The organism is Tatumella sp. UBA2305 (assembly GCF_002345795.1).
In the GTDB taxonomy this organism is placed as follows: domain Bacteria; phylum Pseudomonadota; class Gammaproteobacteria; order Enterobacterales; family Enterobacteriaceae; genus Tatumella; species Tatumella morbirosei.
The window spans coordinates 78,396-96,135 of the sequence record NZ_DDVT01000020.1 but is presented as its reverse complement, the minus strand read 5'-3'; the positions used below and the strand labels follow the sequence as shown (position 1 = coordinate 96,135).

The following is a 17,740-nucleotide window of genomic DNA, read 5'->3' as shown; positions in this document are numbered from 1 at the left end:
GCTAATAAATAAAACCGCCCTGCTCTATAAAATTAACTACGCCTTTCTCTGCGCTGCTGCCTTTCACGTTACTGATATTAAAGTAGCGCTCCAGCAAACTACTGCGCTGCCAGGCCGGTAAGGTGACCTGACTGGAGGAGATAGGCCGTACCAGATTAACCGTGGCCACCACCACCAGTTCGGTTTTCTCCCGGTGAGCCGCCGTAGAACGGAAAAATGCGCCAAGCACCGGAATATCGCCGATAAAGGGGACTTTCTTCAGTACTTCCTGTTCCGATTCGCTCAGTAAACCCGCCAGCACAAAGCTCTCGCCGTCTGCCAGCTCGATTGTCGTTCTGGCTTTACGCGACTTCAGCGTAGGAAGAATATAATTGGTGCTGGTGGATGTGTTTTGAGAGTCGACATTACTGACCTCCTGAAAGATCATCAGCTTGACCTTCTGGCTGTTCTCGACCTTGGCACCGATGGTCATCCTGACCCCGATTTCTTTGTACTCCACGGAAGTCCCATTTGATGAACTGGTGACCACAGGAATTTCCCCCCCGACGAGGAAATCTGCAGTTTCTCCGGATAAAACAGACAAATTCGGTTCGGCGAGTACTCTGGCCACCGATTCATTCCCCAACGCATGAATCATTGACGTCAGTTCGTTGGCATTAAACTTCAGTTTATTGAGGACAAAGTTGCCCACGTCCAGTGCCTGCCCCCACTCGATTCCCAGGCTGTCACTGTAAGTCTTGTTCAGTTCAACTATCGAAATTTTGACATTGACCTGATTCGCCTGCGGAAGACGCATACGGTTTTGCAGTTTCTTGTACTGGAATTGCCTGAGCGCGGTGATCTTTAACTCACCGGAATTCTCGGTGGTAAAGGTGGTATCTTTAATTTCGGCTTCCATTCCCAGCGCTTCACCGACTATCTGGTAAATCGCGTCGCGACTCTCTTCATCTACCGCAACCCCGGCGAGAATATAGCTGTCCCCGACCTTCCTCAGTTCAATGGTGGAACCGGGAAACTGATCCTGTATCTGAGAAGCCAGTTTTCCTACCAGCGGATCTACCACCACTTTAATTTTGCGCGTCACATCATTCTGTACCAGCAGGATCTCGCCAATCCCGTTCTGGATGCCATAGATCACCACTTCACGGTCACTGATCAGGTTGTAATCGACGATTTCCGGATCGGTGGTAAATACGGTATCAATCACGGTATTCATTTTTAGGGTCCTGGCCCCCCCTTTCGACAGGTACAGGGTTTCGGCAAAAGAGGATAACGGCAACAGCAAGCCTGCCAGCAGCAAAGCGACAGACCACAACCGCAATCCATAACACCGGGGTAAATGTCGGGTCAGGCAATTCATTTAGCTGTTCCTTTAGCTGTCGCTGGCTTTACGCTGGTAGCCTTCCGCTGAACCTTATCCTGGGTGACAGGAAAAAGAATCACTTCGTATTTCTGGGTGACCAGATACAACCTTTTCAGATCGCCCGGGCTAAGCTCTAAATCGAGAGACAGACTGCCTGTGGCTTTGTCATCCCGGCTCTCTGTCAATGACTGACGCTCCAGCAGCGATGATGAGGCTCTTTCCGGCCGACTGATCACCCTTCTGGCTTCGAAGATCCGAAATAAATTCAGCGAGGATTCTCCCTGCAAAATGCCTTCGCTGTTCTTACGCCGGGGCCGGGTATTTTCGGTCATAAATCGTAAATAAACATCCACATAATCCCCCGGCCGTAGTTGCTGTATGGCGCCGGTAAACCGCTCATTAATCACCGTGTTGTAGCGAATCATATTGGCGGCGGCCAGCTTATTCTTTGGATCGTCCGGACTAATATCTCCGGCAAAAATACGCTCGCCAGGCCGTTTTGCGGTGACCAGAAACATGCCTCGCAGCGATTCGGCAGTCATTTCTGTCCCTGTCGCGTTGTCCGCGGGCAAAGATTCGGTTTTCATGGCTAAATCCTCATCTCTTAACAAACTACCTGCGGGGAGGTCTTTTTCACTGACAAAATAATTCACCAGCCGGTAGGAGACCGGGGTATCGGTGGGTTCCGGGGTACCGTTACTCATCAGCAAGCCAAATGCGCCGACAATAAGTAATAAAACAGCCAAAATTACCAATAGTCTCTGGTTCACTGAATGTCCTGTTTATCCCAAAAGATGAAGTAAATAACCACAACTGATCGCAACGCCATAGGGGAGAGTCATTTTTTTGCTCCCCGGATGCCACAGTCGTAAGGCAACCACAATAATAATCAGTGGTATTCCGGATAATGTAATCCAGAAGATAAAATCAGCCATCTGCTTCGCAGGAAGAGACAGGCTGAGCGCAGAAATAAGTTTAATATCACCGGCCCCGATAACATTCACGGTCACCAAAAACATTCCCAACACCAGAGTAATAAATGGCCAGAATATATTGATACTGTTTCCCTGAACGACAGATATCGTCAACGACAACACCGCAATAAAGACAACCGCAGTATTCTTTATTCTCCTGGAAGAAATATCGGTATAGCACACTGATAACAACACAAAGGCCAGAAGGCCATAAAGAAATATAAGCATATAACTTTACAAAACAAGGAGGCCAGTCACACCTCCTTAATTAAATTATCTGTTAAGATTTTGCATTAGCGCTACTGATATTTTCACCCAGCAGGGTAAATTTCTCTCTGATCGCCTTCAGGAATGCCGCATCATCTGAACCAAACAAGGTCAGCAACATACCGCTGATAGCAACCGCAATTACCGCATATTCGATAGCAGTAACACCATCTTCTTTAGACAGCGCCTTGAATGCACGGTACCCGCTCTCTTTCACAGCGATCTGTGCTTTCAGTGACAATGAGGTCAGTTGGTTAATCATGAGTAGTCATCCTTAAATATGATAGTATCTATTAAATATAGTTAACAATAATCCTTCATACTGCGTTACCGGGCGCCCTGGTTAACGACCTCATGATACGTTCAGCCCGGGGATAAACAAGTAACAAAATTGAAATTTTAAAATGTCACTGGCCTTATTTTAAAATTAATCTGCCCAGGGCGGGACATATTACCGAAATTACTGACCAAACCCGTTAATCAATAACATTACATATACCGTTACGATATATTTCCCCATAGGAATATTCCATCACTTTGTTTATTATTACCTGACTACTTTCTGATATTCATCCTTAAAGAAAAATCTCACAGCCTCATGATAACACCTGAAAAATAATTAAATACAAACTGGTAACAATATTTTATTTATCTTGCGAAATTCTTTGGTTACATGTTATCTATACAAGAATAATTCAGTGATATTCATAGGGAACATGTTTACATGCTGAACAAACAAACCATTAAACAACAGATCATAGATGATGTGTGTCAAATGATTTTTATTGGCACCCTGAAACGGGGCGATTTTCTGCCATCAATACGTACGATGAGTGATCGCTATAAAGTTTCACGTGGCACCGTTATGCTGGTTTATAAAAGTCTGGAAAGTCTGGGATATATTCAGGGTCATGAACGCAGTGGTTATCTGGTCACCGGTACCCCCGCACTGGCAGACCCCTCGCCCGACCCACTGGTTGACGATACAGTCAGTGGGGGGATTCCAGAATTTACAGATAGCAGAAGCCCGGCCACCTGTGTTTATCAGTGGCTCGAACATCACCACCGAATGCAATTACCAAAACATTTTATTCGCCGCTGGTGCCTCAATAATAGCTCAGCCAGACAACCCGCGGGATGGAATCAGAGTGAGGTCAGCGACAGACAACTCAGGAAAAGTCTGTGCCGGTTTATCCGGATCTCCAGAGGAATTTCATTACAACCCGAAAACCTGCTGATGCTGTCCGGAATGCAGGAAGCATTGCTACTGATAGGCAAAACGTTGGCCAGCACCCGAAAAAATGTGACCGTTCTGGTAGAAGACCCCTGCCCGCTGAACGTAAAAGAACTGTTCCGTTGCCTTAACTTTCAGGTTATTCCGGTCACGGTGGATGAACAGGGCATTCGGGTCGAAGAGTTTCCACAAAAAGGTGCAGATTTAATTTTTACTTCTCCGGCACTGCAGTTCCCGACCGGGAGTTGCCTGAGTATGACGAGACGGCACAAACTTTGTCAGTGGGCAGCCCGACACAATGCATTAATTATCGAAAATGATAGTGCTGCGATGCTGGGATTTGGTCAGTCAGTCATTCCAGCCCTCAGCCGGCATTATCCCGATCCGCAGATTATCTACCTGACCCATTTGTCTGAACTGACCGGTAACGGTATGAATATTTGCTGTATCGCGGCGCCGGTCAGGCTGATGCAGCTGATGCAGCGTTACCTGCCGTTACTGAATAGTGAGACTAATCCTCTGACCAGAGCACTGCTCAGTGCATTTTTCGATTCATCACATTTTATGAAATATCTGACCGATAGCCTGCAAACGCGAAAACATAAAGCGCTTCTGGCACTGAAGGGGATACAACAACTGTGGCCGGAAACCCGGGCTTGTGGACTGAATAATGCCGGCTTTCTCACTTTCCGTGCCGAAGTAAAGTTAATCCCCGAAGAGTTACTTAACCATACTCTTTTTCCGTTAGATATTTTTCGTCATGCCCCCCGGGAGCAGGGACAAAGCCAACAAAGTGTGATTTACCCGTTTGGCTTACTGAGCGTTAATGAAATAGAGAAAATTAACCATCAGCTTCTGATGTCAGCCCCTGTCTGTTGATAAAAAAAACCCTCTGACACAAGTCAGAGGGTTTCCGGTATCAGGTTCCGACAATGATTATGCCTGACCTTTAATCTCTTTACGTCCGTTGAACTGAGCTTTCTGACCCAGTGCTTCTTCGATACGGATCAACTGGTTGTATTTAGCAACACGGTCAGAACGGCTCATTGAACCGGTTTTGATTTGGCCCGCAGCAGTACCTACCGCCAGGTCGGCGATGGTCGCATCTTCGGTTTCGCCTGAACGGTGAGAAATGACCGCAGTGTAACCGGCATCTTTCGCCATTTTGATCGCAGCCAGAGTTTCGGTCAGAGAACCGATCTGGTTAAATTTGATCAGGATAGAGTTAGCAATACCTTTTTCAATCCCTTCTTTCAGGATTTTAGTATTGGTCACGAACAGGTCATCACCGACCAGTTGCAGCTTATCGCCCAGGACTTTTGTCTGGTAAGCAAAACCTTCCCAGTCAGATTCATTCAGGCCATCTTCGATAGAGACGATAGGATATTGCTGAGTCAACTGCTCCAGGTAATGTGTGAACTCCTGAGAAGTAAAGGTTTTACCTTCACCTTTCAGTTCATAGTTACCGGTTTCTTTGTTATAGAACTCAGACGCCGCACAGTCCATAGCCAGAGTCACATCTTTACCCAGCTCATAGCCGGCTGCTTTTACCGCTTCTGCGATAACCGCTAAAGCTTCTGCGTTAGAAGCCAGGTTAGGTGCATAACCACCCTCATCACCTACTGCGGTGTTCAGGCCTTTGGCCTTCAGAACTTTAGCCAGATGATGGAAAACTTCAGAACCAATACGGATAGCTTCTTTAATGCTGGAAGCACCCACCGGCTGGATCATAAATTCCTGAATATCAACGTTGTTATCAGCATGTTCACCACCATTGATGATGTTCATCATCGGCAATGGCATAGAGAACTTACCTGCGGTTCCGTTCAGTTCAGCAATGTGTGCGTACAGAGGCAAGCCTTTAGAAGCGGCTGCGGCTTTAGCGGCTGCCAGTGAAACCGCGAGGATAGCGTTAGCACCAAACTTAGACTTGTTTTCGGTACCATCCAGTTCGATCATGATTTTATCGATGTTCGCCTGGTCTTTGGCATCTTTACCGGTCACCGCATCAGCAATTGGCCCGTTAACGGCAGCGACGGCTTTCGTCACGCCTTTACCCAGGAAACGAGATTTATCGCCATCACGCAGTTCCAGCGCTTCACGGGACCCCGTAGAAGCTCCTGACGGTGCAGCTGCCAGTCCAACGAAACCACCTTCCAGATGTACTTCTGCTTCAACAGTCGGGTTACCACGTGAATCGATGATTTCACGACCGATGACTTTTACGATTTTGGACATTCGTTTTTCCTCAGTACAAGTTAAGCTAAAACTTCTTAATCCTAAGACAAGCAACGCGCGAAAAGTTCGCGCGTTGCAGTGATAAGCTTACTTCGCCAGACTTTTCTGATAATCAACCGATGCCTTAACAAATCCGGCAAACAGCGGGTGACCATCACGCGGTGTCGAGGTAAATTCCGGATGGAACTGGCAGGCCACAAACCACGGATGATTTGGGTTTTCGATAATTTCTACCAGCTGGTCGTCTCCGGAACGACCCGCAATCCGTAAACCTGCGGCTTCAATAGGCTTCAGTAACAGATTATTCACTTCATAGCGGTGACGATGACGCTCCACAATCGTCTGAGCACCGTACATCTTGCTCACCAGGCTGTCTTCAGATAACTGGCAAGCCTGGCTCCCCAGGCGCATGGTACCGCCTAAATCACTTTGCTCATCTCGTACTTCAACATTACCTTCTTCATCACGCCATTCTGTAATCAGCGCAACCACCGGGTATTTGCAGTCAGGTTCGAACTCCGTTGAACTGGCACCGGTCATTCCTGCCACGTTACGGGCAAACTCAATCAGTGCCACCTGCATCCCCAGGCAAATGCCGAGATACGGAATCTTATTCTCACGGGCATACCGGGCCGTAATAATTTTACCTTCGATACCGCGCGAACCAAATCCACCAGGGATCAGGATAGCATCCAGGCCAGCCAGTAATTCAACCCCACGGGTTTCAACATCCTGTGAGTCAATCAGTTTGATGTTCACAGTCACACGGTTTTTCAGACCCGCATGCTTCAGCGCTTCTATCACTGACTTATACGCATCAGGCAGTTCAACGTATTTACCCACCATCCCGATAGTCACTTCACCGCCAGGGTTGGCTTCTTCGTAAATCACCTGTTCCCATTCAGACAAATCAGCCTGTGGAGCATTCAGGTTAAACCGCTTACAGATAAAGTCATCCAGCCCCTGAGATTTCAGCATGCCCGGGATTTTATAGATGGAATCCACATCTTTCAGTGAGATAACCGCTTTCTCTGACACGTTACAGAACAATGCGATTTTAGCACGTTCATTCGCGGGCACCGCACGGTCCGAACGACAGATTAGCACATCTGGCTGGATTCCGATCGATAACAATTCTTTAACAGAATGTTGCGTCGGTTTAGTTTTTACCTCCCCGGCAGCCGCCAGGTAAGGAACCAGTGTCAGGTGCATATACATAGTATGTTCACGACCGACATCCACCGCCATCTGACGGATGGCTTCCAGGAACGGCAGTGACTCGATATCACCGACTGTACCGCCAATTTCCACCAGCACCACATCGTGGCCTTCGCCGCCTTCGATAATGCGTTCTTTAATCGCATTAGTAATGTGCGGGATCACCTGAATCGTCGCGCCCAGGTAGTCGCCACGACGCTCTTTACGTAACACTTCAGAGTAGATACGTCCGGTAGTAAAGTTATTACGGCGGGACATCCGTGTACGGATAAAACGCTCGTAATGACCTAAGTCCAGATCCGTCTCTGCACCATCATCAGTGACAAATACTTCACCATGCTGGGTGGGACTCATGGTGCCTGGATCGACGTTAATATAAGGGTCAAGCTTCATAATGGTCACTTTCAGACCACGAGCTTCAAGAATAGCTGCCAGAGAGGCTGCAGCAATGCCTTTACCCAGAGAGGAAACGACCCCGCCGGTCACAAAAATATAGTTCGTTGTCATGCTGAACCTGAGAGTTAAGGTTTAAAGATGGTGGAATCACCAGGACGGGAACACAGTCTACCTGAAAGGCGCATCCGCCACAAATGATGATTCAAAGCCTCTTCACTCTGCGTAACCGACACACTACGCGATAAAAGGGGCTCAGGGGTTGATTTTAATCACAATTCTTTCAGTTTTAATCAAAAAGCTGAAACGTGTTAGCCACGGTAAAAACTGACTGTGAGCACACCCGGGCGCTAATTTCTGACTTAAAGGGTAAAAAATAACAAGATTCTTGTTTGCAATCATCGCCGTAAAACAATCCCTCACCTAAACAACACCCATAATGTTACTAAATGTGAAACATAATGTTCTTTTTTTGTCAATGGAAAGTTCCTGTTATCTCTAACTACGCTTAGTTTGCCTGAACGGCTTAAAGTGAATAAATAACGATCAGAGGTTAATATGAAAAAATACTTTACCCTGCCTGTCTTCGCGTTGAGCTTATTGTCTGTATCTGCATCTACTCTGGCTGCGGATCCACCAACAGCATCAGGTAAGGCAGATATCCTGGCCCAGAGCCAGTCATCATGGAATGGTAAACCCTATGACCATTATCCGACAGAACGTCCGGAACTAACGGTCATCAAACTGACGATTCCGGCGAATTCAGCGCTCCCCTGTCATAAGCATGGTTTTCCAAATGCCGGCTATGTCCTTAAAGGCCAGCTGACTCTGCAGGACAAAGCGTCCGGAAAATCAGAAACCTTTAAACAGGGTCAGGCATTTACTGAGTCTGTTAATGACTACCACCGGGGGGTCAGCGGTAATGAAGAAACGATACTTATCCTGACCTATTCCGGGGTGAAGGGACAGCCAACCTTTATTCCTGCGCCGGGTGAAAAAGGCGAGTACTAAACCTGAGGTAAAACTTTCGGTTATAGCTGTTTCTGCGGCGTACTTTAACGCCGCAGAAGCGGTTTTGCGAAACTCAGGATCCCGATTTCTCCTGCTTTTTGACCTGTTGCCAGGCCTCTTCCATTTGCGGAAGAGTGGCTTGCTGCATCGTCAATCCTTGTTCAGCAATAATCTGCTCTACCTGACGAAAACGTTTTTCGAATTTATCGTTGGCTTTCTGCAGCGCGGTCTCAGCCTTACTGCCAAGATGCCGTGAAAGGTTAACGGTGGCAAACAGCAGATCACCAATCTCCTCCTCCAGCCGCTGCGGGTCAATGACCGGTCGGTTGGCCTCTTCCATCACTTCGGCAATTTCTTCGTGCACTTTATCCAGTACCGGCCCGGTTTCCGTCCAGTCAAAACCGACGTTGCGACAGCGTTTTTGTATTTTACAGGCCCGCATCAGAGCTGGCATGGCACGCGGAATATCATCCAGCGCTGAAGTGAGGGCTTTTGCCTGACGTTCCTGTTGTTTCAACTGTTCCCAGTGACGGTTAATCTCTGTGATATCGCTGCGATCATTACCGGCAAAAATATGGGGGTGTCGACGCTCAAGTTTGGCGCAGATACTGTTACATATATCTGTAAAATCAAACAGCTGTTGCTCCCCGGCCATCTGGGCGTAAAACACGACCTGGAACAGCAAATCGCCCAGTTCTTCCCGCAAATCGACAAAATCCTGACGGGAAATAGCGTCCAGAACTTCATAAGTCTCTTCGAGGGTATAGGGTGCAATGCTGTCGAAAGTTTGCTGTTTATCCCAGGGACAGCCCTGCTGCGGATCCCGCAACTTTTGCATAATGGTTAGCAGACGTTGAAGTGCAGTGTATGATTCATTCATTGCTCAATCCGGAAATCAGGAAGGTGGGCAGAAGATCGCAGTGACTCCGTATCCTCCGGGTCACCGCGCTGTAAGATGCTAATGGCGGCGTTTGGCGTCGATAATATCAGGAACCTGGTTCAGACGACCCAGAATCCGCCCCAGTACCTGTTGGTTATAAATTTCAATATCCATATCGATCGTCGCCAGTTGCTTTTTGGTATCGCTGTGGCTGGAAACGCCTAAAACATTCACCTTTTCATTCGCCAGAATGGTGGTGATATCCCGCAACAACCCACTACGATCGTTCGCGACCACCCGAACCACCAGCGAATATCCACTGGAGTAGCTTTCCCCCCAGACCGCATCGACAATACGTTCTGGCGCATGATTCATCAGCTCTGCCAGTTGATCACAGTCAGCACGGTGAATGGAAATCCCCCGCCCCTGAGTGATGAATCCGACAATATCATCGCCGGGAATCGGCTGGCAGCAACGGGCAATGTGGTGCATCAGGTTCCCCACACCTTCCACCACGACCCGACCGCTCTCTTTATGCACGTGCTGTGGGTTGTGGTTCTTCTGGGTTAACTGACGTAACGCAATACGGTCTTCTTCCTCGGCCGTCGGTTTATTCAGCTTCCCTTGCAGGAAGTTAACCATCTGGTTAAGACGAATATCTCCGCCACCAATCGCGGCAAGAACCTCATCCATCGAGGTCATGTTATAACGGGGCAACAATAGCTTTTCAGCTTCTTTAAGGCTGATATCCATGCGGCTCAGCTCACTGTCAAGGATCTGCCGCCCGGCAAGGATATTTTTATCTCTGTCTTGTTTACGGAACCAGGCATGAACTTTGGCCCGGCCACGGCTGGTGGTAATGTATCCCAGATTTGGGTTCAGCCAGTCCCGGCTGGGGTTGGGTTGTTTCTGGGTAATCACTTCGACCTGATCACCCATTTGCAATTGATAGGTGAACGGCACGATCCGCCCGCTAATTTTGGCACCAATACAACGATGACCAATATCGCTGTGAATATGATAAGCAAAATCCAGAGGCGTTGAACCTGCCGGCAGATCGATAACATCGCCTTTCGGGGTAAACACATACACCCGGTCATCAAACACCTGACTGCGAACTTCTTCCAGCATTTCACCGCTGTCAGCCATCTCTTCCTGCCAGGCTATCAGACGGCGTAACCAGGCGATGCGCTCTTCATGGCCGGCGGCTCCACGCGCACTGGTAATCCCCGGACCTTCTTTATATTTCCAGTGTGCCGCCACCCCCAGTTCAGCATCTTCATGCATTTGCCGGGTGCGGATCTGAATTTCTACCGTTTTTCCTTTAGGCCCTAAGACGACCGTATGAATCGACTGATAGCCGTTAGGTTTCGGGTTCGCGACATAATCATCAAACTCACTGGGCAGATGACGGTAAAGGGTATGGACAATCCCCAACGCACCGTAACAATCCTGCAGTCGGTCTGCCACAATACGCACCGCACGAACATCGAACAGTTCATCGAAAGAGAGCGATTTTTTCTGCATCTTACGCCAGATGCTATAGATATGCTTTGGTCGTCCGTAAACTTCGGCACGCACACCTTCGCGGGCAATTTCCTGTCGCAGGCTGTCGACAAAATTCTCAATATACTGCTCACGGTCAATCCGCCGCTCATGCAGCAACTTGGCAATACGTTTATATTCGTCCGGATGAAGGTATCGGAAGCAGTAATCTTCCAGCTCCCATTTCAGCTGACCAATTCCCAGCCGGTTGGCCAGTGGCGCATAAATGTTGGTACTCTCTTTGGCGGCAAGAACCCGTTCATCTTCCGGGGCATCTTTCATTTCCCGCAGATGTGCGACCCGCTCTGCCAGTTTGATAACCACACAACGGAAATCCTCAACCATGGCCAGCAACATCCGGCGGACGTTATCCACCTGTTCTGAAGCCATGGAGTCATTATGCGTGGCTTTTAGCTGGCGAATAGCATCCATATCACGCACACCATGAACCAGCGAAACGATCCCTTTGCCAAAACGTTCTTCTAACTGCTCTTCAGTGACGACATTCTCGTTGGCCAGCGGAAAAAGAAGTGCTGCCCGCAAGGTATCGTTGTCCATACTGAGCTCAGTCAGAATTTCGACCATCTCAATACCGCGCCACAGCAGCATAGGTTGCAGCGGATGGTCTCTGGTTTCCGTTTCGCAATAACGCCAGCAGTCCGCCAGACGCTGACAGGACTGCTCATTAGCAATCCCGAGACTGGCAATCCACTGTTCAAGGGCAAATTCCCCCGCCGTATTCATATGCGCACTTCGTACCGCAACCATAACTTCTCCTGCATGACGACCCGTCAGGTCGTTTCGGTTCTGCTAAACAGCACCATTGATTCCAGATGGCTGGTGTGGGGAAACATATCCAGCATTGCGACCCGTTGCAGGGCATACCCTGCCGCCAGTAGCGGTTCGCTGTCACGGGCCAGCGTCGCTGGATTACAGGATACGTACAGGATTCGCTCAGGTGCCAGTGCGATTATATGTGACATTATCCCTGCTGCACCGGCTCTGGCCGGATCGAGTAATATCTTGTTGAATCCTTGTGTTGCCCAGGGCTGACCTGTCACATCCTGCTCTAAGTCGTGCCGGAAAAATGAGACATTCGGCAAATCATTATCCTGCGCATTATACGCTGCCTGACGGACTAATGCTGCAACCCCTTCCACACCCACCACATTTTCTACAAATTTTCCTAATGGCAGGGTGAAATTACCCATACCACAAAACAGATCCAGCACCCTGTCCCCGGGCTGCAATGCCAGCCAGTCTATCGCCGTGGCCACCATCTGCTGGTTTACCTTATCATTAACCTGAATAAAATCCTGAGGACTAAAGGACAACTTAAGGTTATGCGACTGATAATAGGGCATTTCTCCGCAAATATGTTGCAGAGTGTCATTGTCCGCCGCAAAAAACAACGTCAGCTGATGACTCTGCGAAAATCGTTCCAGTTTTGCTAAGTCTTCGGCAGAAAATGGTTTCAGGTGCCGCAATACCAGTACCGTCGTGTTGTCTGCCTGAACCAGTTCAAGATGTCCTAAATGACGAACGCCCTGTAATTCGGTTAAACACTGGCGCAGCTCAGGCAACAACCGGGTGAGGGGTTGCACCAATACGGGGCACTGACTGATATTAACGATGTCATTACTGCCATTTTTTCGAAACCCCATATCCAGTTGTTGCTGTGGTTTATTCCACCGTAAACTGAGCCGGGCACGGCGACGATAATGCCACTCATCGGCACTGATAATCTGTTCAACGTCAATACTGCGGCCAGCAGACTGACTCAACATGCGTTGCAAACCCGCCGTTTTACTTTGGTGTTGCAACTCCAGGGTAGCATGTTGCTGCTGACATCCCCCGCAAACCCCGAAGTGCTGACAGCGCGGTGCGACACGTTGCGGACTTGTGCTCAGTAAACGGGTCGCCTTACCCCGGGAAAACTGGCGTTTATCTTCCAGTATTGTCACGCGGACCCGTTCCCCCGGCAGTGCCCCGCTGACAAACAGCGTTTTGCCCTGATGGCGGGCGACCCCCTGTCCAAAAGGGTCAAGTTCATCAATGGTAACCTCCAGCTCTTTTTGTGGGCGGCTACGCTTTGCAGACGAGTAAAATTGCACCATCAGTTATTTATTCTCTTAATATTACACATTGCCCAACAGCTACCGGAGCAAATGCCGGCAAATTTCAGGGAGCGGATGGAAAACATCAACCGTAAAAATTATGACTAAACTCAGCCTGCGCGCACGGATGATTCTGCTGACTCTGGCACCGACCTTAGCCCTGGGTCTGTTAATGAGTTCCTGGTTTGTTATTCATCGTTATAGTGAATTGCAACGTCAGCTGTTATTCGCGGGTACTAATATCATAGAACCTCTGGCTGTCTCCTGCGAATACGGCATGACCTATTATGACAAAGATGCCATTCGAAATCTGGTCAGTCTGTTGCACCGGCGTCATTCTTCTATTGTCCGTGCGATTAGTGTGTTCGACAACCAAAAACAGCTGTATGTCAGTTCGAACAATAATCAGAACACCGGGTTGATGATGAGCAGCCACACCACGCCTTTCACCGACGATGTGACCATAATCCGTCAGGGAAACCTCACCATCCTGCGAACCCCGATAATATCCCGTGGAAATGAGGCGGAAAAAGCATCGCCGGGTAGCCGCAGTCACGGGAAAAATATCCTTGGCTATGTGGCTATTGAACTGGATTTACGGGCTATCCGTCTGGAACTCTACCAGGAAATTTTTATTTCTGCGTTATTGCTCATCACAAGCCTGGGAACCGCATTACTGATTGCCTGGCGTTTAAGCAATGATATCACCCGGCCTATTCGCAAAATGGCCCTGACGGTGGACCGGATCGGTCGCGGACATCCCGGCAGCCGGGTCACGGGTGTCATCCCGGGGGAACTCAGCCTGCTACAGAAAGGGATCAACGGGATGGCCGCTTCACTGGAGGAATACCATGAAGAGATGCAGGAAAGCATTAATCAGGCGACCTCAGATTTACGTGAAACCCTGGAGCAACTGGAAATTCGTAATATTGAACTGGACCTGGCGAATAAAAGAGCGCAGCAGGTTGTGCGCCTTAAGTCCGAATTCCTGTCCACCATGTCGCATGAATTACGTACTCCGCTGAACGGTGTCATCGGTTTCAGTCGCCAGTTACTCAAAACTCCCCTGAATGAGACTCAGCGCGATTATCTGAAAACTATTGAGCGCTCCGCCAGTCATCTGCTGGCAATCATCAACGATGTGCTGGATTTCTCTAAACTTGAAGCGGGGCGGCTCACACTGGAGTCCATTCCGTTTGCGTTACAGGCGACCCTGGATGAAACACTCAGACTTCTGGCGCCCGCCGCCCACGATAAAGGGTTGGAACTGACCGTCAGTATTGATCCGAAGCTCCCCGATAACCTGAAAGGTGATCCGTTGCGCTTCCGGCAAATACTGATGAATTTGATCGACAATGCCATAAAATTCACTCCCAGCGGCACCGTCAGAGTCGCCATCAAAGCCATGGATCAACAACCTGATGAAGTCACTTTGCAATTACAGGTGAGTGACACCGGCATCGGGATTAGCCAACAGCAACAAAGCCGGATTTTTGATGCCTTCACCCAGGCGGATGCCAGTATTTCCCGCCGTCATGGCGGCACAGGTCTCGGGCTGGAAATTACCCGTCAGCTGGTGCATAAAATGGCCGGCACCATCGACGTCAGCCACCATGATCCGCAGGGCACAATATTCACCGTATTACTGACTTTACCCCTGAGCCAGCAACCACCGGCAGTGGCCGCAGAGTATCCGGCAATCAACGGCCAAAAGCTATTTTATATTGAATCGCACCCACAGGCTGCCTGCGATGGCATTACCTCCCTGAGCGGTTTACCCTGGCAGGTACAACATTTCCAGACCACACAGCAACTGCCGCCTGAACAGGCTGACTGGCTGATCTATGCAGTGCCGCCGGACCTGACAGTACAACAACTCCTGTCGACCCGCCTCCCTGAGACACTGCATCAGCATGGCCGAAAAATTATTATGCTGCTGCCAGCCCCCCTGATGCCCGATGCTGAAACACTAAGACAACAGGGTCTGCGGGTTATCGTAAAACCTCTGACGCTTGCGAAAATTCTTCAGGCCCTGCGCTATCAGCCACTCTCATCCAAACAGGAAGTACCGCTGGCTGCGATGCCTCGCCTGCCACTGACCGTTCTGGCCGTGGATGACAATGCGGCTAACCTGAAACTGATTGGCGCGCTGCTAAAAGATCAGGTGACTGAGTGCATATTATGTCAAAGCGCTAAACAGGCTATCGACATCGCCAGTCAGAGGCCACTCGATGCCATCCTGATGGATGTGCAGATGCCGGAAATCGATGGTTTGCAGGCCAGTGCTCAAATCCGTGAACTGCCTTTGCATCAACATACTCCGATTATTGCTGTCACTGCTTTCCCTCTGGAAAAACAGCAACAGCAATTTTTAGCGGCCGGGATGAATGAATCGTTAGCTAAACCGGTCAATGAAAAAATCCTTTACCGGCTGTTATCCCGCTATGCCCTGCCGCCGACAAAACAACCCCCACACTCGCCGGACAGTGTCATCGACTGGCCACTCGCCCTGCAACGGGCGGCCGGAAAAACCAGTCTGGCAAAAGAGATGCTGGAAATGTTGCTGAATTCACTCCCCGAGGTACAACAGGTATTAACCGGTCCACTGCATCCCGGGTTGCATCAGGATATTTTGCATCAGGTCCATAAACTGCAGGGTAGCTGTGCTTATTGTGGCGTACCGCAGTTACAACAATGTTGTCAACGGCTGGAGGAAGCGTTGCGTAAGCAGCCTGATCCCCGTCAGCTGGAGCCGGAGATCTTTGAACTGCTTGATGAAGCAGAAAAGGTTATTATCGCAGGAAAACAATGGCTGGCTGAGGAATAACCCTCGTTCAGCCTGACTGAGGACTACAGCAAGCCGGTCCACTGTTCAATCCGGGGTAAGGCAACCTCTTCAGGCTCCGGATGTTCACCGGCATCAATCAGCAAAACATCAGCTATTCGTCGGGCCTGGTGTTCCTGAAGAAGTTCATCAAATAACAATCCTGCGGCGCAGTAGTTTTCGTAGCTGCTGTCGCCCAGAGCAATGACACCATAGCGGACGGAAGGCTGATAACCTGTCTGCTCTTTGATCGCATAATACAGCCCGGCAATCGAGTCAGGAAGTTCGCCCTGTCCTGTGGTCGAGGTAATAATCAGCCGGACGTTGATACTCTCATCCAGCCACTGGCTGAGATCAGGCTCTTCAAATATCTGCACCTGATGGCCGGCCGCGACCAACAGCGGCTCTGCCTGCTCTGCGACCAGCAACGCATTGCCATACACTGTACCGACATAAATTCCGATATTAGCCATTAACTTTCCTCTGTGCTCGCCGGGGCACTGCTGCTCCCTTGCTCAGCCTGAGTCACGGCGGGTAATTTCGCCAGCAACGCCTGCCAGCCAAAGTGTTCAAAAGCCTGCACCCAGACACTATCGGGTCCGGCCTGCAACTGCAATAGTTCTCCGGTGACCGGATGAGTCAGCTCCAGCCGGCTGGCGTGTAGCATGAGTCTCCGGCAACCAAAATGTTCAGCGGCCCCCCGGTTCTGGCGTAAATCACCGTGCCTGCTGTCACCGATGATCGGATGCCGGAGGTGAGACATATGACGGCGCAACTGGTGTTTTCTTCCGGTACGCGGGCTGAGTTCCATCAGCGTGTAACGGCAACTGTTATAACGTCCCACCGGCACCGGTAACTCCACCTGCCCCAGAGGCTGATAACCGGTCACCGCCGGTTGAGCTTCCCGCGGAACCTGTGAATGTTTGTCAGCGATTTTATCCAGCTCTTCCATCAACGGATAATCGAGGATCCCTTCTTCATTCAGCCAGCCACGCACAATGGCGTGGTAAGTTTTCCGCATCTGATGTTGTTCAAACTGTTGAGATAACAGTCTGGCAACTTCGGCTGATAACGCAAACAACAACACACCCGACGTGGGGCGATCCAGCCGGTGTACGGTGAATACGTGCTGATCCAGTTGATCACGCAGGGTTTGCATGACAAAACGAGTTTCATGGCGATCCAGCCAGCTACGGTGAACCAGCATACCTGCCGGTTTGTTGACCGCGACCAGCCATTGATCCTGATAGATAATTTCAAGCATTAAACAGATTCTTGTACAAACAGACCGTCAAGCTGACTTAAGGTCACCAGTAACACGGGGCGGACGCTAAGCTGTGGCTCCAGCGCCATTTCAAAATAAGGGGTCACTGCCATATTGGCGGGTAATTCTCCACCGGTCTCAACAAGGGCAGCCAGGCGAGGGATTAATACCCATTGCAGCCATTCCAGCGGATGCAGCGTATCCAGACAGAAAGGCTGGTCGCTGCTCAGGGCTTGAGGTTCGGGAGCACTCTGCTGCCATAACTGATGGTCACGCAGAATCTGTTCCAGCTGAGCCAGCCGCTGCAGAATAATCGAATGCGAAGTCACGGGTATCTCCTGAATACGGATAAAAACCGCGCCAGCATAACATTGCAACCGGCGAAAGCGAGGGGATAAAAAAGGGAGTACTG

General features: G+C 49.6%; 15 protein-coding genes. 3 read left to right on the top strand and 12 right to left on the bottom strand.

The window, feature by feature from the left end; all coding sequences use genetic code 11:
* Position 1 precedes the first annotated feature (1 nt).
* The 4 genes from B3Z23_RS12890 to B3Z23_RS12875 are packed head-to-tail and all read right to left on the bottom strand — an operon-like array spanning position 2 to position 2,866.
* The gene (locus B3Z23_RS12890) at positions 2-1,360 is read right to left on the bottom strand and encodes a type II and III secretion system protein family protein (protein ID WP_294910661.1); all 1,359 of its coding nucleotides are present in this window, start codon (positions 1,358-1,360) and stop codon (positions 2-4) included.
* Positions 1,357-2,133: a hypothetical protein gene (locus B3Z23_RS12885; RefSeq protein WP_294910659.1), complete on the bottom strand. Its 777-nt coding sequence runs from the start codon at positions 2,131-2,133 to the stop codon at positions 1,357-1,359. Before B3Z23_RS12885 ends, B3Z23_RS12890 begins: the two co-directional genes overlap by 4 nt.
* A gap of 12 nt (positions 2,134-2,145) precedes the next feature.
* A complete protein-coding gene (locus tag B3Z23_RS12880; protein WP_294910656.1) occupies positions 2,146-2,565 on the bottom strand; it encodes an A24 family peptidase in 420 nt (139 codons plus the stop codon).
* Positions 2,566-2,617: 52 nt separating this feature from the next.
* A complete protein-coding gene (locus tag B3Z23_RS12875; protein ID WP_294910654.1) occupies positions 2,618-2,866 on the bottom strand; it encodes a Flp family type IVb pilin in 249 nt (82 codons plus the stop codon).
* A 462-nt stretch (positions 2,867-3,328) separates the two neighbouring features.
* On the opposite strand from B3Z23_RS12875, the gene B3Z23_RS12870 reads away from it, so the two are divergent.
* Positions 3,329-4,717, top strand: a complete 1,389-nt coding sequence (locus tag B3Z23_RS12870) for a PLP-dependent aminotransferase family protein (protein WP_294910652.1) — start codon at positions 3,329-3,331, stop codon at positions 4,715-4,717.
* Positions 4,718-4,774: 57 nt separating this feature from the next.
* Here the strand turns inward: B3Z23_RS12870 and eno are convergent, their stop codons facing one another.
* Entirely contained in the window at positions 4,775-6,076 is a 1,302-nt protein-coding gene (gene eno, locus B3Z23_RS12865; protein ID WP_038018348.1) for a phosphopyruvate hydratase, read from the bottom strand.
* Between the two features lie 87 nt (positions 6,077-6,163).
* Positions 6,164-7,801, bottom strand: a complete 1,638-nt coding sequence (gene pyrG, locus B3Z23_RS12860; protein ID WP_294910648.1) for a glutamine hydrolyzing CTP synthase — start codon at positions 7,799-7,801, stop codon at positions 6,164-6,166.
* A gap of 444 nt (positions 7,802-8,245) precedes the next feature.
* Between pyrG and B3Z23_RS12855 the strand changes: the two genes are divergently transcribed.
* On the top strand, positions 8,246-8,698 hold the full coding sequence (locus tag B3Z23_RS12855) for a cupin domain-containing protein (RefSeq protein WP_294910646.1): 453 nt from the start codon (positions 8,246-8,248) through the stop codon (positions 8,696-8,698).
* Positions 8,699-8,771: 73 nt separating this feature from the next.
* Here B3Z23_RS12855 and mazG read toward each other — a convergent pair whose 3' ends face one another.
* The 3 genes from mazG to rlmD form a co-directional block, all read right to left on the bottom strand.
* Positions 8,772-9,578, bottom strand: coding sequence for a nucleoside triphosphate pyrophosphohydrolase (mazG, locus tag B3Z23_RS12850; RefSeq protein ID WP_294910644.1), 807 nt, complete (start codon positions 9,576-9,578; stop codon positions 8,772-8,774).
* A gap of 78 nt (positions 9,579-9,656) precedes the next feature.
* The gene (relA, locus tag B3Z23_RS12845) at positions 9,657-11,891 is read right to left on the bottom strand and encodes a GTP diphosphokinase (protein WP_294910641.1); all 2,235 of its coding nucleotides are present in this window, start codon (positions 11,889-11,891) and stop codon (positions 9,657-9,659) included.
* A 23-nt stretch (positions 11,892-11,914) separates the two neighbouring features.
* Positions 11,915-13,240 carry a 23S rRNA (uracil(1939)-C(5))-methyltransferase RlmD gene (gene rlmD, locus B3Z23_RS12840; RefSeq protein ID WP_294910640.1) on the bottom strand — a complete coding sequence of 442 codons (1,326 nt, stop codon included), beginning with the start codon at positions 13,238-13,240 and terminating at the stop codon, positions 11,915-11,917.
* Positions 13,241-13,340: 100 nt separating this feature from the next.
* Between rlmD and barA the strand changes: the two genes are divergently transcribed.
* Positions 13,341-16,067, top strand: a complete 2,727-nt coding sequence (gene barA / locus B3Z23_RS12835) for a two-component sensor histidine kinase BarA (protein ID WP_294910638.1) — start codon at positions 13,341-13,343, stop codon at positions 16,065-16,067.
* Positions 16,068-16,090: 23 nt separating this feature from the next.
* Here the strand turns inward: barA and B3Z23_RS12830 are convergent, their stop codons facing one another.
* The 3 genes from B3Z23_RS12830 to B3Z23_RS12820 are packed head-to-tail and all read right to left on the bottom strand — an operon-like array spanning position 16,091 to position 17,657.
* Entirely contained in the window at positions 16,091-16,537 is a 447-nt protein-coding gene (locus tag B3Z23_RS12830; RefSeq protein ID WP_294910636.1) for a flavodoxin, read from the bottom strand.
* Entirely contained in the window at positions 16,537-17,328 is a 792-nt protein-coding gene (truC, locus tag B3Z23_RS12825; protein ID WP_294910634.1) for a tRNA pseudouridine(65) synthase TruC, read from the bottom strand. The genes B3Z23_RS12830 and truC overlap by 1 nt, the downstream gene beginning before the upstream one ends.
* The gene (locus B3Z23_RS12820) at positions 17,328-17,657 is read right to left on the bottom strand and encodes a YqcC family protein (protein ID WP_294910632.1); all 330 of its coding nucleotides are present in this window, start codon (positions 17,655-17,657) and stop codon (positions 17,328-17,330) included. Before B3Z23_RS12820 ends, truC begins: the two co-directional genes overlap by 1 nt.
* Positions 17,658-17,740 lie beyond the last annotated feature (83 nt).